Source organism: Phormidesmis priestleyi BC1401 (assembly GCF_001650195.1).
In the GTDB taxonomy this organism is placed as follows: Bacteria; Cyanobacteriota; Cyanobacteriia; order Leptolyngbyales; family Leptolyngbyaceae; genus Phormidesmis_A; species Phormidesmis_A priestleyi_B.
This window is the reverse complement of record NZ_LXYR01000071.1, coordinates 1-18573: the sequence shown is the minus strand read 5'-3', so window position 1 is coordinate 18573 and position 18573 is coordinate 1. Positions and strand designations below refer to the sequence as shown.

The window sequence follows — 18573 nt, the reverse complement described above, 5'->3', positions numbered from 1 at the left end:
TATAACAAGCAAGTTGCCACCCTCAAAGAGAATCAGCCTCAAGGTTTTTGGTCTAAGCGATTAGCTGCCATCACTGAGAAACGCAATCGTCAGGTTAGGGATGCGGTCAATAAAGCGGCTAGAAAGGTGATCAATCATTGTCTTGAGAACAGAATCGGCACCGTCGTGTTTGGCTGGAATCGAGGGCAGAAAGACGGTGCCAATATGGGTGCTAAAACCAATCAGAAGTTTGTCCAGATTCCCACGGGCAGACTCAAAGAGAGAGTCTCGCAACTGTGCGAACAGCACGGGATTCGATTCGTTGAGACGGAAGAAAGCTATACGTCTAAGGCTTCGTTTGTGGATGATGATTTCCTGCCTAAAATCGGTGAGAAACCCGAAGGGTGGAAGGAGTCAGGCAGACGAGTTAAACGTGGCTTGTACCGCACTCAAAACAATCAGTACATCAATGCTGATTGCAACGGTGCGGCAAACATCTTGCGAAAAGTAGCGACAACTTTAGGGCTATGCCTTGAGGGAGTCAGTAGGGGCGCTTTGTTAACGCCTTTGAAGGTTCGCTTGTGGACTCTTCAAGAATCCCCTCGCCTTTAGGCATGGGGAGTATCAATAGATCGGGCGTAATCGTTTCACCAAAATAAAAAGGGGTTTTAGTTCCAGCGCGACAGGCATATTCCCACTCGGCTTCACTAGGCAGACGATAAGGCTTGCCTGTCTTTTGGGATAGCTGAGTGCAAAACTCCACTGCTTCCTCCCAGGAAATCTGCTCAACTGGACGCTTTGCCCCTTTGAAGTTTGAGGGATTGGTGCCTACGATCGCTTCATATTGCGCTTGCGTGACAGGATATTTGCCCATAAAAAATGGCTCTATGGTCACGGGATGAATGGGCTTCTCGTCATCGCTTTCGTTTGACCCCATCTGAAAGCTACCACCGGGAATGGCAACCATATCTAACGTCATCCCATTGCCCAAATCATCGGCAAAATATTCGGCGCGTTTCTGCTCTCGACTCTGTTCTTTACCTTGAGAGTTGACTATCACGACCTCAAACTCGAAGGATTTGGTGAGATTAGAGGGCGGGGAGGATAGAAAAGACGAGGGAGGAGGAATGAGCGAAGGTTCTTCAAAGGCGATCACGAGGCTTTCACCCAGCAGTTTATTGGCGATGGGTATAACGTCTTCATCCAGCAGGGCTAAATGTAGCTGGTAATCTTTCAGATCATTCAGGGTGCGTTGACTCAGAGGGTTTTCTGCCTGCAACGCCTCAACTAAGGTTTGTTCGTATTCCTGCAACTTGCGCTGATATTCTCGGTAGGGTTGCAGCACTTCAGCTTCGATGGCTTCAGCGACTTCTGGCGATAACTTTAACTGAAGCCGCAGCGAGTTGAGCAGACGACGCGCCGGAATCGAAAACCTTCCCTGATACACCCGTTGCCCAACCTGTTTGCGATATTTCAGCGTCGGGTCATCTTTGGGCGACTTTGCCAGCAAAATCTTATAGCCTTCCTTGACCGGATAAAACTCTGGAGTCATCGCCGGGGCAGCTTCTTTCACCTTGCTGTTGGCATAGTCATGCAGTTCTTCGACCGAAATAAACCCGTCATCGTCTCGATCGGCTCCCCCTGTTCTAATGCCTTCTACCAGATAGTGAGTGTAAACCGAGAGGTCAAACCCTTCTTGCGTCAGAGCATATTGAGTCGAGGTAGAAGCCGTGAGAATAGCAGTGCCCTTGCCGCCCAAAAATCGCTCTGGGTTGACGCTGCCGCTATCTTTTGCCTTCACCCCTTTGGCAAACGCACCACTAAAGCAACTGTCAAGAATGATCACCTTACACTGAGATTTACTCTGCTCCATCCAATCGCGCACCGATCGGGCGGCGACCGCAGTAGTCGGCACTAACCGTCCCTGTTCTTTGCGGGTAAACCGACTCGCAAAGTAAAACTCGCCCCCATCATCCACCACGCCATGACCAGAAAAATAGAGCAGTACCAGATCATCTTTCTGGCGATTGGCAAACAGATGATAAATCGCGTCTTCCATCGCTTGTCGGGAAGGATTTTGCAGCACAGTCACCGCCGCATCGACAAAATCGCCCATGTCTGGGTTGGTCAACACCTGCTGTATCGCTGTCACGTCATTGACCGCAGATGGCAGACCGTCCAGCCCCGTTTCATACTCGCTGACCCCAATCAGCAGTGCGACCTTCGCCATTTTGATGTCCTATGCTGCTATGAATTTCTGTGCTGCCGCGATCGCCGCTTCCAATTCTGCCTGACTACTGGCTTTTACCTTCAGTTTCTTTCCGTTTGCCTCAATTTCCAGTTCGATCGCTTTATTGACCAAGCGATCGCCCAAAAATCCCAGTAACTTTTGAGCATTCGCTAGATTAACCTGTGCGGTTAGCAAACCGACCAACATTCCGCCGATCGCCTTATTGCCCTTGGGTGGATTGGGGTCAAGCACTCGATCGACCGTTTCAATCTCGTCCAAATCTCTCATTTGAGACAGCAGATTTTGGGCTTGTGCTTCTAGCTTATCGTTGTCTAGGTTTGGGTCGTTGAAGGCGATCGTAAATTTGACGTTGGAATCAGGAGTCATGATTACCTACACTGCGATGGAGTCTCAAAATTCTATATTCGCAATTCTTGCATAGGCATCTGGTTAAGACTAACTTCTCAGATTGACAGAAGAATAATCTGGGCAAAACTTGAGCAGAGTTTGAGACTCAAATTTTGCCAACCAAATCTAAAATCAAGAGCATTTGGGGTTTAATAGCCGTCGATCGACCAATGAGGCGGATCATATTCCAGCTTGTAGACCCCATAAGAGGCTCCTACATTCCACAGCGTCGAATTTTCATTGCCGCTACGGGGTGCCCCAATGCTAACCACTCGCCCCGATGCGTCCTTGATGTTGAGATTGCCTTGCCACTCAACAATCCAGTCGATCGCGAGGGCTTGAGTATGGCGCGATCGTAGCGCCGCCGGGTTTGAGCCAATATCATAAGCATCAATCATCTGTCGAGCCGCTTGTAGCGAAATCGCATCGGTGTATTGCACCCACTCGATATCAACACCAGGCATCGACGGGACATTTGCAGGAGAGACATCTCGATTGTTGATTGAGACGCTGTAGTGCATCAAATAAGCCCGTTCTGGTGGACGGAAGGTCGCCGTGACTTCGATCGTTGCCCCGGCATCTTTGAGGGCTTTTTGAAACGCCTGGACGCGTTGACGAAAGGGAGAAGCGAGATCGTCGATCGACTGACTGCCCGGAAAGAATCTCACCCACTGGGCACCGCTCAATCGTCCGCGTAGTCTGCGCGCATATTCGGTCAGAATGTCGAGCGCAGATGCTAAGTCTGTCCCTAATTTTTGCTTTGTGGCGGCTGATAGCTGTTGCTCAAGACGGGCACGAAACGAGACATCGACGATTTTGTAAGCTTCAGCTAATCCTCTCGTGCTGCCGATTCCAAAATAGCCGTCGCCAGCGAGAGGAGGATTGAGCCGCCCGATCGCCGTTAAGCTGCGTTGCAGATCTCCCACTTCGGTGGTTCCAAAATTGAGATAGTCGAGCAAAATTGCGGCAGTTAACCCTGCAACTCGGTAGATAAATCCTTGAGAGAGGGCTTTGGTGTAGGTTCCAGGTCCGACAATGCCATCAGCGGTTAGCCCGTTTTTTTGCTGAAAGGCACGAGTCGCTTTGTCGGTCACGCTCCCAAAGCCATTATCAACCGCTCCGATCGGGTAATTTAAATCCACTAAAAACCGCTGCCATGCCCCAACTGCTGCCCCCGTTGAGCCTTGTCTGATGACAGGTAAATTTAAGGCACTAATTCTAAAAGCCATAACGATCGCCCTCAACCCAAAAAAATAAGTAACCACTGATTCGGCTTTTAAGTATCGCCCGATCGCTGGTTACTCATTCTCTTTTACCAAAAAGGTTCAGATTCGGCTGACTAATAGTCTTCAGCAGGGGTTTTCATTTGAGATTTGGCTTTTGCTGCACTCTTCTTAAGAGCCGTCAACCGCGACTCATATTTTGCTCGCATCCGCTTTTTAGGCGTTTGGTCAATCAGGGTTTTCAGTGCGCTGCCCAAGCTTTTGTAGGCGTTGGGTAAGGTGTAGCCGAAGCGCGTTGCCAGAGAAATCGCTCTCTCGTCAGCTTCAGTGGCTTCTTTGAGGTTGCGTTCGCCGTTGTTCTTCTGATAGAGGCGAAACCCAGCAACCCCTGACAGACCGAGCGCTAAGACTAACAGCAAGCCATCTTGAACCCACAGTTCACCGACTGCGCCGCCAAGTCCAATCGCCAGCGCCGCCATTTCCCAGCCGTCTTTAGGAATCGTGTCTGCCTGAATGCGAGCGACTTCGTGCCAAAACAGCAGATTGCGCTGGTCGATCGCCAGTTGATCCCATTTCGGCATATCGATCTGGATTTCAACTTCATCTCTGCCGATCTCTTCACTCGTCACTAGAGTCGGATTGACAGCAGTGGTCACCTCGATCGTCACCCAGCTTTGCAGTTCTGGAGGCAGTAGAGTTTTCAAGCGCCGCAGCTCGCTCATATCGGCTCTGGCAGTCGAAGTTGCGTACGATGTCATGGCTTCAGCCTCGAAGTGATTAAGATATAGTCCTCTCTTTTGATGATAGCGATTCTATCGATCCCTGAGTTGAGGTGCATCTATTGTGCCGGATCGAGAGTAAATCAAGCAAGAATGTTGCTGATAGTCGCTCACAGCTTAAAATCAACCGAGCGGTTACTTTACAGGCTCAGATGCCGCCACTGGCACCACTATTGGAGGGCTAGTTGTTGTGTAACAAGCGATGACCCAAAGTGGTAAAACCAGAGTAAGCAATGCAATGATGGTGCCGATAACGTTTGCCCCAAGGTGGGCAGGTCGCCCCGAAGGGCTGGTAGGGTGACTACCGGATTGCATAAATTATTTCAACAAACTCAATGAGGTTAACGGAAGAGAACACTTTTTCTTTAGTTAGCCCGAACAGAGGAAGGGAAACCTTACCTCTCTAGGCTAATTCTAACGATCGCTGCCTCGATTTCCTGTTTGTAGCAAACAATCCTCCAAAGGATATAGTTTCGCCGCAAATAATCTTAACAGGAAAGGGGGGATCACGATCGAGCCTTTAACGTTTGATGAATGCTTTGCAGCTCAACCAAAATGGCTTGCAGAAGGTCTTGGGTTGCGTTGGGCTGGGGTTCTTGAATCTCGATCGTCACTTGCTTAATCCGTAAAACATTTTTGGCAAATCGAGCCACCTCATTGGGGTGAAACAGCAGCACTTCGGCAGGGCTAGAGCGCATTTCGGGGTTCAAACGCTTGGGTTCATAGGGCAAATTAGTCGTGTGAGGATCGGTATTGGCGTAACGATAAACTGAGGCTCTCGATCGGTTCAGCGCTTTTTGCACTGCGTCAATGTCCATTAACCCAAACGTCGTGGTTGCGCTGACGTGATCCACAATAGTCATGTTAACTACTTTCTCGCACTTGGACGCGCAAATCTTAGCATAAGACAAGGGTAAGGGCACATCCTTTTTTACCGGGTTCCCATCGGGTTTAGCCACCGCACGATCGCTTTCTCTAGTCCTTCCAGTTCGCGATAGATTTCCTGACGCATCCACTGCCCGATCGCGTCAAATGGCGAATAGGATGAACCAGTTTGCCACTTGATATCCTGTCCGATCGGCGTGGTGTGAGAGCCTTTGAGCGTCTGAAACGTCACCATATCAGGAAAGCGTTTTTTTAGCAGTTCTGACAGGGTATAAGTTTGGTCGATCGAGTCGTTGTCAAATTTCACCACCAGATTACGACGAATTTGATAGCGATCGCCAATCATCTTATTCGTCTCTAGGGGCGAAGGCGTGAACTCCATTGAGAACACAGGAGAAAATTGCTCAACCAACGGCACCGCATCACGAGCCGAAAAATTATTAAATGAGATTAGAATGTTTCCTGCACGCTCAACGGCAAACAGACTGCCAATCAATAAATGTAGTTTGCAGCCCATGCTGTGACCCATTCCATAAACGGGAATGTAGCGTTTTTTAAGAATGCGAGTCTGCAAAATTTCTAACGCTCGATCGAAGCTTTGCAGCACTGATTGAGCAATCTCAATGTGATCAAACGTGTTCACAAATGGAGTGGCTACGATCGCATATCCCTGCGATGCCAGATATTCTAATAAGCGACGGTAAGTGAGTTGGGGCGCGGTTGCCACAAATGCTCCACCCAGAAAGTGAACGATCGCAATCGGGCGATCGGGGATCAAAACCCAGTTACCAGAAATTTCCTGCCAGTCCATTCAATCTTTGCGTTAGAGTGCTTCTACTTCTCATTGTGGCGTATTGTGTCGAGTCCTGACTTTGCGGATACTTTGCACAAGTTAACGGTAATTGCAACCCGTTTGGTACGGTTCTACGCTCACTGATTTAGCTGAAATGCAGATAGGCTCTTATCAGGTAGCGGTTAAGTGTGTTTCAGTTTGTATGCATCATTGGATTTTACCAACCTTAAGTGAGATTCTGGCACTGAGCAATCAGCCTCAAGTGGATGCCGATCCGTGTGCCCGGAAGTCTCAAGAGGAACCTGGATCAGGGCAACCCAACTCAAAGAATTCGATCGCTCACCAGCGAGTCAAAGCAGAGCGAGAATGGTTTGGCGCGATCGCCGCGTTAGAATCTCTGCTGAAGACGGTCAAGCCAGTCAGATCTGATCAAGCCACTCAAGGATTGATACTCTCAGGACCCTTGCCAGTGGTGAGTCAAACTGACTTAATGTCTGACTTTGCCACCTGGACATTTTCGGCTGATCCGTCTGCAACATTGATGGGGTTGCCGTTTCGATTGACTCCGGCGATCGACCAACCCGTTTCAACCTGCGAAACCAATCCGTCACTGTCTTTGTTACCCGGTGATCCGTTAGCTACTGAACAGTTTTCTCTAGTGCTTACCGATCAGTTCAGTCTGGTGATGGTGCTAGGTGACAATCCGACTGGAGAACCCACTTTTTCTTTCTCGTTTGATCCCGAAGTCGTCGAGCGGGTTTGGCAAGTTTTGCGGCTGCGAGTGGTGCTGATGAATGCCCATCAAATCAGCAAACTGGATGCCCTGATTCAGCAGTTTCCGGCGATCGAGCCTCACTATAAGTTAGTGACTCAATTTAGCCGTCTTCTAATCACTCATCTAGTAGACACGGCTGAGGACGCGACTATTCATCTCAGTGAAGGCGATGTAGAAGCCGCTTTGCATAGAAATCGCAAGAAAGCATCTGCTCGTAAAGTCGGGACAAAACAGAAATTTGATAAGCACCCGACTCCAGATGATCTCTCTCAGCGATTGTCTGACGGAAAAAGCATTGATATAGAACTGCTGCAAGCGATCGCCCATGAAGTTCGCACTCCTCTAACCACAATTCGGACGTTGACCCGATCGCTGCTAAAACGCCGAGACTTACCACCCGATGTGCTGAAGCGATTAGAGATGCTCGATCGGGAGTGCAGTGAGCAAATCGATCGCTTTGGGTTGATCTTCCGAGCGGTCGAACTAGAGACTTCCGCGACAACGTTAGCCCCCGCATCGCTTGCGCCGACTTCTCTATCAGAGGTGTTACGGCAAAGCATTCCTCGTTGGCAAAAGCAGGCGAGTCAGCGCAATCTGACCCTAGACGTGATTTTGCCGCAAAAAATTCCGACGGTTGTGAGTGACCCAATGATGTTAGATCAGGCATTGACCAGTCTCATCGATCGCTCTGCTCGCAGCTTACCATCGGGTAGCCATATTCAAGTCGAAGTCACCTTAGCCGGACATCAACTCAAACTTCAGCTTGAGTCTTCAGAGTCATCTGAGACGATCGGCTCAACGGTTTCTGATTCGTCGCACCGTCAACCCTTGCTGAAATCTTTGGGTCAAGTGTTGATGTTTCAACCCGAAACTGGAAGTTTGAGTCTCAATCTAGCGGTGACCAAAAATCTATTTCAAGCGTTGGGCGGCAAATTGATCGTGCGGCACCGACCAGAGCAAGGTGAAGTCTTTACCCTATTTCTGCCATTAGAACCCGGCAGCGTCGAACCCGGATCGCTGCACCACGTCTAATACATTCCCGCGTAGAGACGTTTCGGTCGAACGTCTCTTTTGATGAATTAGAACGCCTCTCTACTCCAAACCCAACTCGCGCTTGAGAAGACTAACAGATTTGCTGACAATAAAATTTTCACAGTAGACCAACTGAGGCGGACGGATGATGTCTTCTCTTGCCGCAGAAATCGTAGCTTTCACCGCCGCAGAACTGGCATCATCAAAACTGAAGATAGTTTGAGCACTTCGCACCATCGCATTCATTTTATATTTGTCAGTCACTTGCGCGGTCATCACCAGCAACTCATCTCCTCGTAGGCTGTGAATGATCACCTCGGCAACGCCCACCGTCCCCGAACTCAGGCTAACAATGCCCAAACAAGTGCCCTTGGGCAGCGATCGCACCATTTTGATTTCTTTCTCAAAATCGTAAATGTCTACCGGAATCACCCGCGCCGATCGAGGGGTCGCGATCGCTTCTGCCTGAGCGATGAAGTAGCGGCTGGTGACAACGGTGCTCGATCGAGTCTGGTCTAACACACGGCTGAGTTCTTCTAAGGGCACAAGCTGGATGGGAATGTTGAGGGCGCGTTCTAACTCGCGCAGCAAAATCTCACCGTTGGCAATGTCGTGCTGCGGAGCCGTGATCAAAACTTGGGCACTACAGCGCAGCCGCCAGTCAATTTCTGCCAAAAACAACTCGCGTGCCTGACCAAGAGAAGAGCCTTGTTTTAACAACTCATCGAGGCTGGTTTGAATAATTTTGTGCGCTTGAGGATTGTGATCGAGCAGCGGAGACTTGACGCTTGTCGTTGGGTCGTGTGCCTGATCGCGAACGTAGATGCCCGACCCCGCTTGAGCATCGACAACACCTGCCTCTTCTAGCTGATGATAAACCTTGCTAATGGTGTTGCGGTGTAGCCCGGTTTGCATCGCTAATTGGCGGGTGCTTGGCAAACGGTGCCCCGGTGAAAATTGCCGCGACGCGATCGCAAACAAAATCTGATTATAAAGTTGGGTCGATGCCGGGATATCACTATCTGGCTGAATATGAAATTGCACCATGCCAGCGCCTCAAGACTTGCTCAGATACTAGATTCAAAGTGAGTGATTCTACTACCGGAATCTGTTTACTATTCGTACCATTCTGAAGAGCAGCGTTTGCCCTCAGTTTGGTGTTTCTCTTACCTTGTATAGCAATCTTAATTACCTTGTGAGAGGTAGAGATTCTGCCCTCACCCCAAATCCCTCTCCCCAAGGAGAGGGACTTTGACCTTCTGGCTCCCTTCTCCTTAGGGAGAAGGACTGGCGAGGGCTTGCCCCACTTCGTGAGGAGGGCAGACCGAGTTTACAACTGATTCAGGATTGCCATAGTCTAATTTATTGTAGCAAATCGGTAATTATTCTGAATTGTCAATAAAATTGCCGCAACGTACGGAATTAGGCGCAAGATGATTGTAGTAAATGGTTCTGAGTCACGCATTTCTACAGACGTTTAGAGAGTTGTCAGCAAACAGTTCATGTAGGGATTTCTCAACAAAAATCAACCCTAGTAGAGCAACTTTATCGCTCAAAACTAACTGAATTTCTGTAAGAATATCCGTAAGAGTTGTCACTAAAAATAAAGGTATCGATCCGCAATTTCATGGTGATAGACATTAAAACGACAACCACCACAGTTTTGAACGGGTCACTCAAGATTGATGCTTATTTAGCTGAACCTGTGGGCGGAGGACCCTACCCTGCGATCGTGGTGATTCAAGAGATTTTTGGGGTGAATGCTCATATTCGTCACGTCACTGAGCGATTGGCACACGAGGGATATGTGGCGATCGCACCCGCCATTTTTCAGCGAACGGCTCCCGGTTTTGAAGTGGGCTATGGCGCTGAGGAAACCAAACTCGGACGAATTCACAAAGAGCAGACGACAGCCGATGAATTATTGAGCGATATTCGCGCCACGATCGCGTATTTACAGACACTTCCTTCTGTAAGAAGAAATGCGATCGGCGCGATCGGCTTTTGTTTCGGCGGTCACGTTGCTTATTTAGCGGCAACCTTGCCAGAAATTAAAGCCACTGCGTCATTTTATGGGGCTGGCATTGCGACGATGATCCCCGGTGGAGGGGCACCCACGATTACCCGAACGAGAGACATTCAGGGCACTCTCTACGCTTTTTTTGGCACTCAAGATCCGTTAATTCCCGTTGAGCAAATCGATCAGGTTGAAGCAGCCCTGCAACAGCAGCATAATTCTCATCAAGTTTTTCGCTATCCTGCAGGTCACGGATTTTTTTGTGATGCCCGATCGGACTACCATTCCGAAGCCGCCGCCGATGCCTGGAAACAGGTGAAAAACCTCTTTCAAACGATGACGGATGAGTAACTCCTTCATCCTTTCTTCCGCCCCGTACTAAACTGGCAATAGTCAGCAAATTCACCCCGCAACCTTGGGGGATCTCACTTAGCAGTCATGAATCAAAAATCAACTCAGCCTCAATCGGACGCAGCCTTCTCAATGGAGGACTTTGCCAAAGCGCTAGAGCAACACGACTATCAGTTTGCTCAGGGGCAAATCGTGCGAGGCAAAGTGTTTAGCTATGAAAGCGGCGGTGCGCTGATCGACATCGGTGGAAAGTCGCCTGCTTTTTTGTCGATCGCAGAAGCCAGTGTGCGCCAAATCAGCGATATCTCTGCGGTGCTGCCCGATCAGGATGAGGAGCGAGATTTTCTGATTATTCGTGAGCAGGATGAAAACGGACAAGTCACGCTTTCGCTGCGTCAACTAGAGATCAAAAAAATCTGGGATCGACTTGCCGATGTGCAAGACAGCAAGCAAAGTCTGCAAGTGCGCGTCACAGGCATGAATAAAGGCGGCGTAACGGTCGATGTGCAGGGCTTGCGCGGGTTTATTCCGCGATCGCACTTAGTTGAGCGAGAGAATCTAGAGGCGCTCAAAGGTCAAACGCTGACCGCGACGTTTTTGGAGATGGATCGCGATCGTAACAAGCTAGTGCTATCCAATCGTCTCGCGGCTCGGAGCGCCAGCTTTAGTCAGCTAGAAGTCGGACAACTGATCGAAGGCAAAGTGGTGAGCCTCAAGCCCTTTGGAGCGTTTGTAGAATTTGACAGCACTACAGGTCTGCTGCACATCAACCAAATCAGCAAAAACTACATCGCGTCTCTGCCTGCGTTGCTGCAAGTTGGACAGGTGATTAAAGCGATGATCGTCGAGCTAGATGAAGGCAGAGGTCGCATTTCTCTATCTACAAAAGTGCTTGAAAACCACCCCGGAGAGATGACTGAGAACATGGCTCAAGTCATGGACGAAGCGGAATCTCGTCAAGAACGAGCCAGAAAAAATTTGTTAGGCGAGTAAAAATTTTCATGACGACTATTTGGGAACTCGATTATTATTCGCGTCCGATCGTGGATGAAACCAACAAAAAAATCTGGGAAGTTCTGATCTGTGAAAGTGCGACTCAGATTGATGCTGAACCAGACTCGCTGTTTCGCTATGCCGAATATTGTTCGAGCACGCAGGTCAATTCGGGCTGGTTAAAAAGCGCGATCGCGGAAGCCATTTCCCGCGCTCCTAACCCACCCGACAAGATTCGCTTTTTTCGGCAGGCGATGAACAATATGATCACCACTGCCTGCAACGGGTTGAATGTGCCCGCCCAACTGAGTCGGCGGACGTTTGCATTGAGCCAGTGGGTGCGCGATCGCACAGAAACGGTTTACCCCAATCATCCAGGGTTTCAGCCGTCCAAAAATCCGTCGGTGACGTTTCCCACGACTCCTGCCGAGCCGTTGCCCGATGCTCTGATTGGACAGAAATGGATCTTTGCCACACTGGAGGCAAGCGCTTTTGATGACATGAACGAATGGGGGATTGACTTTGGCGAATCATTCCCGCTCAAGCTGGCAAGACTCGCGCCCGACACTCCCGTTCCGGGGCTGATTATCTACTCGTCTCGTGCGATGCCGATGGCAGCCTGGATGTCAGGGCTAGAAATGGCGGCGATTAAGTTTGACCCCAATGCGCCGACGCGACTGATGTTAGAAACCGGAGTCAGCGATCGCTGGATTCTCACCAGTCTCGACCCTAAAACTCAGCCAGAGGCAAAACAATTTGAAGCCGCTAAACAAGTCTCGAATCAGGTTCACTTTTTAGCGATTCAAACCGATCCCCAAGTTGAAGCCTTTGCCGGATTTTGGCTATTACAAGATGTCACTTTAGCGTAGGCTAACGATGGTATAAAGTTTTCACACCCTGCAGGATATGCTACCAGAACAATTGCTGGAATTAGCTGCTCGATCGGGCGCAGACGCAGCAGAAGTCTTTCAGTCACGATCGCTGTCTCGCCCTGTTTTTTTTGAGGCAAACCGACTCAAACAACTCGAAAGCGCTGACTCAGAAGGAACGGCTCTGCGACTCTGGAAAAATGGATGTCCGGGATTAGCGGTGGCTTACGGTCCGGTGGAGGCTCAGGCACTGGTCGATCGTGCCATTGCTCTCAGTCAACTTAACGAACCCGAAGACGTTGAACTGGCTCCCGCATCCCAACTGATCTATCCTGACATGGGTGAAGTCGTCTCGGTTGAAACGCTCGTAGAGTGGGGTAAACAGGCGATCGATCTGGTGCGAGATCACTATCCCGAAGTCCTCTGCGCGGGTGGCTGGGAATGTGAATCAGAAACGACTCGTCTCATCACCTCAAACGGGCTAGACTGCGGCTACACGGACACGACGCTGAGCGGCTTTTTAGAAGTGGAATGGGTGCGGGGAGATGATTTTCTCAACGTCAGTGATGGGCAAACGCTTCGAGATAACCTCGATCCCGTTTTAGTCGCTCACCTGATCATGCAGCGCTTAGAGTGGGCAAAAGAAAATGTAGGTGCCCCGATCGGGCGGGTTCCCATTCTTTTCACCTCTAAAGCCGCCGATATGCTTTGGGGCACGGTGCAAGCGGCGTTAAATGGCAAACAGGTGATTGAAGGGGCTTCTCCTTGGAGCGATCGCCTCAATCAATCCGTTATGTCTCCATCTCTGACCATTAGCCAGAAGCCAGAGGCAGGTCCGTTTAGCTGCCCGTTTGATGATGAGGGCACACCGACCCGTCCGATGACGTTTATCGACAAAGGCGTATTGCAGATGTTTTATGCCGATCGTACAACTGGAAAAATCTTAGGCAGTGGCACGACCGGGAATGGCTTTCGTCCCGGATTGGGCAGCTACCCCAATCCTGGTTTATTCAATATGCTGATCGAGCCAGGTGTCAAATCGTTTCCAGAACTGATTTCGACGATGGAAGACGGACTCGTTTTAGATCAAATGCTGGGCGGAGGGTCAAGCATTTCTGGTGAATTTTCAATCAACGTTGACTTGGGCTATCGAGTGCAAAAGGGTCAAATTGTCGGCAGAGTTAAAGACACAATGGTCGCGGGAAGCGTCTACACTGCCCTCAAAAACCTGGTCGAGCTTGGAGGTGATGGCGACTGGAACGGCTCATGTCACACGCCCTCGCTGATTGTAGAAGGACTCTCAGTGACGGGGCGAAGCGAAGGCTAAACGCTAAAACAAAGGGTGACATCTGCTTTCGCTTGATGCCACCCATAACCTTCACCTACAAAACGATCGCGCTATCGCAAAACGGTTTCTCTCAGCTCAGACTCTAAAACCTGGAGAAGCTGATAGTCTCCCCGGTCTTTTGCCACCTGCATCCGATGGTCTAAGCTGCGATCAATATTCGCTTTATGGATGCGTTTGAGTTGCTGCAAGACATTGAAAGTAGAGCAGATCGGTCGTGTCTGAGACGATCGCTCAATGTGAGAGAAGTCTTGCTGAGAATAAAAGCCTTTCTGAGTCTCTGATGGTTGCGGCGATCGAGGAATCGGAGTTTCAGCTATGGTGTAGCATCTCCAAGACGTTCCACGATAGCTGCCTTGAATCTCGCCTTCCGTCACTTCAAGCGTGGGTGGAGTGTATTCATAACTAACACCACGATAAGAAAGTCTCATAGGGGGTCGCCTCTGACAAAAGTGAAGATTAGAGGAATCGCGTTCCTTCAAGAGTGCTGTTAAACTAATCAAACTCTCTACTTCCGTCTTGTTCGGCAATTAGCCAAACTCAGGTGAACGACTTACTTTCTGTAGTATAGGCTACTGTTTTGAGATCAGGTATTGAACTTAAGAATGATTCGGCGTTGCTAAATTGATGGATAAATTTCTAGATTGACCCTCACCCTAGCCCTCTCCCTGAAGGAGAGGGGACAAGATTTTTAGCTCCTTTTTCCTTGGGGAGAGGGGTTGGTGAGGGCTTGCCCCGCTTCGTGAGAAGGGCAGAAGTCGCCTACAAGTTTTACAGGTTATTAATTCACGGTCCTTAGTTGTGATGAGTAGCACACACTCCGCTTGAGTCCCACTGTAAGACTGCCAACAGCATCGAACTCAGACCGATCACAAGTCCAGTTTCGAGAAATTGCCAAATGCTGGTGTAGGGAAGCGTCACGATCGCCAGCAGATGCACCAAGCAGATCAGCAAAAATGCCCGCGATCGCATCTTTAACCCCGTGTAGAGATAGCCAAACGCATTCAGCAACAGCCACAGCAAAGGAAGTTGCATTAAAATCGGTGCCCAGCCCAGAAAAATGCTCAAGTCAGTCAGCACCAACCCCGACAGCATGAGAAAAACCCAGGCAGACACAATTTGATTAAGCGGTTCTGCGAGGGCGCAATTTTCAGAGAGCTTGACCATTGCTCCAGTTCCTAAAAGCGTCAGACCTGACCAGAAAACGGCTTGGGTTGCCCAATCGATCGCAGCAAATTGAGCCGTTAAAAAAATAACTCCTGAAATAATACCCCAGAGCAAACACGCCTGATCAATGCGCGTATAAAACGTTGAGAAAATCGTGGTTTGCCCTAGCTGCCAATGGAGCCGCCATAAACCAGGAAGGTCTTCGATCGCAAATGCCGATTCCTTACACTGGAGGGGAGGGATTTCTAGATTAAAAAAGTCCCTGTTAAAAGGAGATACTTGGAACATAAGGCTTTATAAAAGATTAAAAGTACCAACATTTTTTCTTAAAGTAGTCTTCCTTCAAGAATCTATTTATAATGTCGAAACCGCTACAAGTGCGGCTCTATCAGACGATACGATCGAGGCAATTTTTGGATCTATCTAGAGAGCTAATTGAGAGACGAATTCTGTCAGCGATCGCCCCTAAATACTGCAAAAGTCTCGCTTACAGTCAGTAAACGAGACTTTCATAAGTTTGATTAGGACGCGATCGGTAGAAAGGACTCTATCTCCAAGTCTGTTCGCCGTCTTCATTAATTCTGGCTTGACGAATCAGATCTGAGATTTCTTCTGCATCTTTGACGTGATGCAACGGCTTTTTCTCGCCGTCTGGCATATCAAACACCATGTAAGTCGGAACCGTGATGTGATCGCCTGTAATATCTGCGGTGTCAACTGCAACTTGTTGAGCTTTTTCTTCTAGAGACTTGGAATCATCAATACGATCGCCCGGATTGGTCGTCAAATATTCTTTATCTAACTCTACCTGTTGCTCCCGCTTCTGTTTAGGGTCAACTTCTTCGGCGGTCATGGGTTGATTGATGCCAGCTTCATTATCAGCGGGCTTTGAATCTTTGTTCATAAGGGTTGTTATAAAATGAATTGCTATAAGTAACATTAAAAAAAAAGAGGCAATTACGCCTCCTTCAAATGATGGAACTTAGAAGTAGTCCTAAAGGTTGAGATTGTTGAACCACAGTCTAAGGGAGAAAATAATTCAACAGTGACGATACAAACTACGTCTTTTAACACTTCACTCATAGTTGAGGTTTATGCTTTGGACCATAGCCAATAACTGCAACTTTGTGGCGATAAATTAATTCTGCACCATACCATCCGGTAATCGCTAGCAAGGTCGCCACCGCTAGGGAAATAATTAGTCCGATCGGCAAAACTGCACCCGTTTGGTCATTCCACCGCAGCCAGAAATTTACAGCCGAGAATGTAAGTGCTGCAACGTTTCCGACCATGTGCGCCCAGCCTGCGCTGTGTTCACGAACTCGATCGATTCTCGCAAAGTCGCTCATGCCAGTTGCCGCCGCCACTAGACCTGTCGCAATGCCCACTCCAATGAGCCAAAAAGATGCCCTCGCCCAAAAAGAGTCTCCGGTGAGCCAGTAGCCGACATCAGTGCCCAAAGCACCCGTCAAAAACGCGAGCGGAAAAGTGACCAGCAGCGGATGGAGCGGATGCCCAAAGATAGCGACAGTGCTAGGAACGCCGCTATCGCGATATTCAGCTTCGTCAGCTTCGATTAAAGGGGGAATGCTGGGAGTATGAGCACGAGTCATAGGGTTCTCCTAAAGTAATTAGGGTGGGTGAAAGCCATTGCAATTACCTGACGACAAAGGGCGATCGTGCGATCGTCCCAACAGAAATTCATTCTCAGGAATATATAAACCTACGATGATAGAAAGTTCTCGATGTGCGCCTCTGACTCAAGGACTATTTTTCCTTTCTGAACGTCGAGTCTCTTGAGTTTTAGAGCCATGCCATCCATCTCAAAGTTCTTTAGGTTGAGGAGTTCGCGGGCTTGACTAAGCAATGCTTCTGTCAATTCTGGAGAGAGGTCTTGACCTTCGACATACTGCACGTCTTCTAAAACCACTTGCTGCCCACCAGGGCTAACTTTTGGAACCGTGGTAAACGCAACTCGGTGCTTTTCTTGAGTTCCTTGCAGAAGAACCTCTGTACTTAGAAAAATTTTGCCATCACCCGGCAGACCAAACTCGATATAGTGAGTGTCTACGATCGCACTCTCGCCATTCACGGTCACGTCCAGGTTTTGCATCTTGTCGCAGATAAAATCTGAGCTAAAAGCCCGATTGACATCCTGCTCAGTCAAGACTACATGGGTTTCGGCATCGGTTGGTCGAGTCAACTCAATTTTGCCAAACGCCACACTAAGGGGATTGATCGTCACCTTTCCGGTGTGCATCTCCATCTCTTCGATTCGCAGATCGTTCTGCATCACCAAACCTTCAGCCTTAATCGAGACCGAATCTACGGTTCCTGACATTAGCTTAAACGGGTCAGTTTCAATCTCGACATCTAGGTTTTTGACCTCATCCACTTGGCTAGAAATGCCCATTTCTGCAACTTTGTTAAGTGCCTGCTCTCCCAAATCTGACATTCTTAAACTCCTCATCTCTTAGTGATGGCGCTACTCTAAGGCACAACCCCAAACGCGAGTATCTATAAGGCGACAGAGAAGGTCCACGATCGCGCTCCATCTAGAGAAGAATAAGCGGCATTGCTGAATGCCAGTATGAACTGCCCTTCACGAAGCCTACCGTGTACACATAAGTCCTCGTAGATTCGTTTGAGTCGGCTTATGCCCCCTAAATCTCCCAGAATGCAGGGCTGATTTATTAGAAAAAGAATAACCTTCAAACCCCATTGCTCCGTTGAGTTGGGAGACCAGGTTCGCCCCAATTGAACGAAGGAATCGGGCATCATGCCTTTTTCTCTGAACAATAAACCAGCCCTGCTCTATTCCGCTTTTTCTCTTCTCAATAAACAAGCTCTGCCCCAGATTGGGGGTTGGGGGGCGAACCCGACGAGTCACACGTTGATGAATCCTTATTCCTAGCCATTGAAATTCTCCAAATTGCTTTGATTTATCAAATCTTATAGTGTTTAGCAATACTACATTTGGTGGAAAGAGCCTTTAGCTAGAACCGTTCATACGATCGCTCTCTCTTTGAGTGGATGTTGATTATCTAAAGAGCAGACTACTATCCGATTCAGAGAAAATTCTCTGGTGTGCCCATTAGAAATCGCTCGGAGAATCTGGCATGACTCACTCTACTCAAGATTTATGCAAGAAGTCGATCGCAGTGTTTCGATCGCTGCCAGGATTAGGAGATTTTCTCTGTGTGATCCCAGCCCTGCGGGCACTACGAGCGGCGTTTCCAACCGCACAGATTGTTTGGATTGGCTTACCCAGTGTTGCAGAATGGGTGACTCGGTTTGATCACTATAGGACTTACGCATTGACAGGAAAGCAAAAATGTGGTGGGTTGAGATTAGCCCATTCAGCGGTATCCGGTTGTGAGAGAACAGTCAAAGCCCTCAACTGCTCAGTGTAACGCTAATCTTTACACCTTGTTTCTCCTGGCAGAACCCAAGTACGTGAGTTGTGTGCGTTTGGCTGAGATTCTTGAAGAACTCAGTCACGATAGCGTTAACCGCTTTTTACTACGAGAGCAATACACTCCTAAAGACTTGTTTGATGAAGTCAAAGGGGAACTGATTTTGAAAGGGGGAACTGCCAGTATCGATGACAGCGTGGTGGACAAGCCTTACCGCGACCCCAGTAAAACTGCTTTGGTCGGATACTTCTGGTCTGGCAAGCACAAACGAACGGTTAAGGGAATCAATCTGATCACGCTGTATTACACAG

21 protein-coding genes and 1 pseudogene are annotated in these 18573 nt (G+C 48.9%); 9 read left to right on the top strand and 13 right to left on the bottom strand.

Annotated features, from left to right (window positions below; genetic code table 11):
• Positions 1–591: IS200/IS605 family accessory protein TnpB-related protein (locus A8707_RS27165; protein ID WP_156518764.1), on the top strand; the 591-nt coding region annotated here is incomplete at its 5' end.
• On the opposite strand, the gene A8707_RS22920 is transcribed toward A8707_RS27165, so the two are convergent.
• The 7 genes from A8707_RS22920 to A8707_RS22895 all read right to left on the bottom strand — a co-directional run bounded on the left by A8707_RS22920 (position 521) and on the right by A8707_RS22895 (position 6315).
• Positions 521–2209, bottom strand: coding sequence for a caspase, EACC1-associated type (locus tag A8707_RS22920; protein ID WP_068819504.1), 1689 nt, complete (start codon positions 2207–2209; stop codon positions 521–523). The genes A8707_RS27165 and A8707_RS22920 overlap by 71 nt on opposite strands.
• Before the next feature lie 9 nt (positions 2210–2218).
• Positions 2219–2596: a hypothetical protein gene (locus A8707_RS22915; RefSeq protein ID WP_068819503.1), complete on the bottom strand. Its 378-nt coding sequence runs from the start codon at positions 2594–2596 to the stop codon at positions 2219–2221.
• Between the two features lie 170 nt (positions 2597–2766).
• Positions 2767–3846: a peptidoglycan-binding domain-containing protein gene (locus A8707_RS22910; protein ID WP_068819502.1), complete on the bottom strand. Its 1080-nt coding sequence runs from the start codon at positions 3844–3846 to the stop codon at positions 2767–2769.
• Positions 3847–3956: 110 nt separating this feature from the next.
• Positions 3957–4598, bottom strand: a complete 642-nt coding sequence (locus tag A8707_RS22905) for a DUF3318 domain-containing protein (RefSeq protein ID WP_068819501.1) — start codon at positions 4596–4598, stop codon at positions 3957–3959.
• A 156-nt stretch (positions 4599–4754) separates the two neighbouring features.
• Positions 4755–4934 carry a TLTLP motif-containing protein gene (locus tag A8707_RS30860; RefSeq protein WP_074382561.1) on the bottom strand — a complete coding sequence of 60 codons (180 nt, stop codon included), beginning with the start codon at positions 4932–4934 and terminating at the stop codon, positions 4755–4757.
• 191 nt (positions 4935–5125) lie between these two features.
• Positions 5126–5482 carry a resolvase gene (locus tag A8707_RS22900; protein ID WP_068819500.1) on the bottom strand — a complete coding sequence of 119 codons (357 nt, stop codon included), beginning with the start codon at positions 5480–5482 and terminating at the stop codon, positions 5126–5128.
• 68 nt (positions 5483–5550) lie between these two features.
• Positions 5551–6315 carry a DUF1350 family protein gene (locus A8707_RS22895; RefSeq protein ID WP_068819499.1) on the bottom strand — a complete coding sequence of 255 codons (765 nt, stop codon included), beginning with the start codon at positions 6313–6315 and terminating at the stop codon, positions 5551–5553.
• A 184-nt stretch (positions 6316–6499) separates the two neighbouring features.
• On the opposite strand from A8707_RS22895, the gene A8707_RS22890 reads away from it, so the two are divergent.
• Positions 6500–8104: a sensor histidine kinase gene (locus A8707_RS22890; protein WP_068819498.1), complete on the top strand. Its 1605-nt coding sequence runs from the start codon at positions 6500–6502 to the stop codon at positions 8102–8104.
• 60 nt (positions 8105–8164) lie between these two features.
• Here A8707_RS22890 and A8707_RS22885 read toward each other — a convergent pair whose 3' ends face one another.
• A complete protein-coding gene (locus A8707_RS22885) occupies positions 8165–9151 on the bottom strand; it encodes a GntR family transcriptional regulator (RefSeq protein ID WP_068819497.1) in 987 nt (328 codons plus the stop codon).
• Between the two features lie 580 nt (positions 9152–9731).
• Between A8707_RS22885 and A8707_RS22880 the strand changes: the two genes are divergently transcribed.
• From A8707_RS22880 to A8707_RS22865, 4 genes are all read left to right on the top strand, one after another.
• The gene (locus A8707_RS22880) at positions 9732–10472 is read left to right on the top strand and encodes a dienelactone hydrolase family protein (RefSeq protein WP_068819496.1); all 741 of its coding nucleotides are present in this window, start codon (positions 9732–9734) and stop codon (positions 10470–10472) included.
• Positions 10473–10559: 87 nt separating this feature from the next.
• Positions 10560–11465 (top strand): S1 RNA-binding domain-containing protein, encoded by a 906-nt coding sequence (locus A8707_RS22875; RefSeq protein WP_068819495.1) that lies wholly within the window; start codon positions 10560–10562, stop codon positions 11463–11465.
• Positions 11466–11473: 8 nt separating this feature from the next.
• Positions 11474–12334: a Tab2/Atab2 family RNA-binding protein gene (locus tag A8707_RS22870; protein ID WP_068819494.1), complete on the top strand. Its 861-nt coding sequence runs from the start codon at positions 11474–11476 to the stop codon at positions 12332–12334.
• 37 nt (positions 12335–12371) lie between these two features.
• Positions 12372–13661: a TldD/PmbA family protein gene (locus A8707_RS22865; RefSeq protein WP_068819493.1), complete on the top strand. Its 1290-nt coding sequence runs from the start codon at positions 12372–12374 to the stop codon at positions 13659–13661.
• 71 nt (positions 13662–13732) lie between these two features.
• Here A8707_RS22865 and A8707_RS22860 read toward each other — a convergent pair whose 3' ends face one another.
• Together A8707_RS22860 and A8707_RS22855 are read right to left on the bottom strand one after the other, a co-directional pair.
• Entirely contained in the window at positions 13733–14110 is a 378-nt protein-coding gene (locus tag A8707_RS22860) for a DUF4278 domain-containing protein (RefSeq protein WP_068819492.1), read from the bottom strand.
• Positions 14111–14474: 364 nt separating this feature from the next.
• Positions 14475–15134: a hypothetical protein gene (locus A8707_RS22855; RefSeq protein WP_068819491.1), complete on the bottom strand. Its 660-nt coding sequence runs from the start codon at positions 15132–15134 to the stop codon at positions 14475–14477.
• A gap of 71 nt (positions 15135–15205) precedes the next feature.
• Between A8707_RS22855 and A8707_RS28570 the strand changes: the two genes are divergently transcribed.
• Positions 15206–15346: a hypothetical protein gene (locus tag A8707_RS28570; protein ID WP_156518827.1), complete on the top strand. Its 141-nt coding sequence runs from the start codon at positions 15206–15208 to the stop codon at positions 15344–15346.
• A gap of 47 nt (positions 15347–15393) precedes the next feature.
• On the opposite strand, the gene A8707_RS22850 is transcribed toward A8707_RS28570, so the two are convergent.
• From A8707_RS22850 to A8707_RS22840, 3 genes are all read right to left on the bottom strand, one after another.
• Positions 15394–15750, bottom strand: a complete 357-nt coding sequence (locus tag A8707_RS22850) for a hypothetical protein (protein ID WP_068819490.1) — start codon at positions 15748–15750, stop codon at positions 15394–15396.
• Between the two features lie 175 nt (positions 15751–15925).
• Positions 15926–16459, bottom strand: a complete 534-nt coding sequence (locus A8707_RS22845) for a DUF2231 domain-containing protein (RefSeq protein WP_068819489.1) — start codon at positions 16457–16459, stop codon at positions 15926–15928.
• A gap of 110 nt (positions 16460–16569) precedes the next feature.
• Positions 16570–17301, bottom strand: coding sequence for an LmeA family phospholipid-binding protein (locus tag A8707_RS22840; RefSeq protein WP_068819488.1), 732 nt, complete (start codon positions 17299–17301; stop codon positions 16570–16572).
• Positions 17302–17965: 664 nt separating this feature from the next.
• On the opposite strand from A8707_RS22840, the gene A8707_RS22830 reads away from it, so the two are divergent.
• Complete coding sequence (locus A8707_RS22830) at positions 17966–18259, top strand: glycosyltransferase family 9 protein (protein WP_068819486.1); 294 nt, start codon at positions 17966–17968, stop codon at positions 18257–18259.
• A pseudogene (locus A8707_RS22825) lies at positions 18222–18573 on the top strand (IS701 family transposase); the annotation flags it as partial. The gene A8707_RS22830 and the pseudogene A8707_RS22825, both read left to right, overlap by 38 nt.

Bases quoted from the DNA above. Each gene is read 5' to 3' on its own strand.
- A8707_RS22920 (WP_068819504.1), bottom strand. From the start codon at position 2,209: ATGGCGAAGGTCGCACTGCTGATTGGGGTCAGCGAGTATGAAACGGGG.
- A8707_RS22915 (WP_068819503.1), bottom strand. From the start codon at position 2,596: ATGACTCCTGATTCCAACGTCAAATTTACGATCGCCTTCAACGACCCA.
- A8707_RS22910 (WP_068819502.1), bottom strand. From the start codon at position 3,846: ATGGCTTTTAGAATTAGTGCCTTAAATTTACCTGTCATCAGACAAGGC.
- A8707_RS22905 (WP_068819501.1), bottom strand. From the start codon at position 4,598: ATGACATCGTACGCAACTTCGACTGCCAGAGCCGATATGAGCGAGCTG.
- A8707_RS30860 (WP_074382561.1), bottom strand. From the start codon at position 4,934: ATGCAATCCGGTAGTCACCCTACCAGCCCTTCGGGGCGACCTGCCCAC.
- A8707_RS22900 (WP_068819500.1), bottom strand. From the start codon at position 5,482: ATGACTATTGTGGATCACGTCAGCGCAACCACGACGTTTGGGTTAATG.
- A8707_RS22895 (WP_068819499.1), bottom strand. From the start codon at position 6,315: ATGGACTGGCAGGAAATTTCTGGTAACTGGGTTTTGATCCCCGATCGC.
- A8707_RS22890 (WP_068819498.1), top strand. From the start codon at position 6,500: ATGCATCATTGGATTTTACCAACCTTAAGTGAGATTCTGGCACTGAGC.
- A8707_RS22885 (WP_068819497.1), bottom strand. From the start codon at position 9,151: ATGGTGCAATTTCATATTCAGCCAGATAGTGATATCCCGGCATCGACC.
- A8707_RS22880 (WP_068819496.1), top strand. From the start codon at position 9,732: ATGGTGATAGACATTAAAACGACAACCACCACAGTTTTGAACGGGTCA.
- A8707_RS22875 (WP_068819495.1), top strand. From the start codon at position 10,560: ATGAATCAAAAATCAACTCAGCCTCAATCGGACGCAGCCTTCTCAATG.
- A8707_RS22870 (WP_068819494.1), top strand. From the start codon at position 11,474: ATGACGACTATTTGGGAACTCGATTATTATTCGCGTCCGATCGTGGAT.
- A8707_RS22865 (WP_068819493.1), top strand. From the start codon at position 12,372: ATGCTACCAGAACAATTGCTGGAATTAGCTGCTCGATCGGGCGCAGAC.
- A8707_RS22860 (WP_068819492.1), bottom strand. From the start codon at position 14,110: ATGAGACTTTCTTATCGTGGTGTTAGTTATGAATACACTCCACCCACG.
- A8707_RS22855 (WP_068819491.1), bottom strand. From the start codon at position 15,134: ATGTTCCAAGTATCTCCTTTTAACAGGGACTTTTTTAATCTAGAAATC.
- A8707_RS28570 (WP_156518827.1), top strand. From the start codon at position 15,206: ATGTCGAAACCGCTACAAGTGCGGCTCTATCAGACGATACGATCGAGG.
- A8707_RS22850 (WP_068819490.1), bottom strand. From the start codon at position 15,750: ATGAACAAAGATTCAAAGCCCGCTGATAATGAAGCTGGCATCAATCAA.
- A8707_RS22845 (WP_068819489.1), bottom strand. From the start codon at position 16,459: ATGACTCGTGCTCATACTCCCAGCATTCCCCCTTTAATCGAAGCTGAC.
- A8707_RS22840 (WP_068819488.1), bottom strand. From the start codon at position 17,301: ATGTCAGATTTGGGAGAGCAGGCACTTAACAAAGTTGCAGAAATGGGC.
- A8707_RS22830 (WP_068819486.1), top strand. From the start codon at position 17,966: ATGACTCACTCTACTCAAGATTTATGCAAGAAGTCGATCGCAGTGTTT.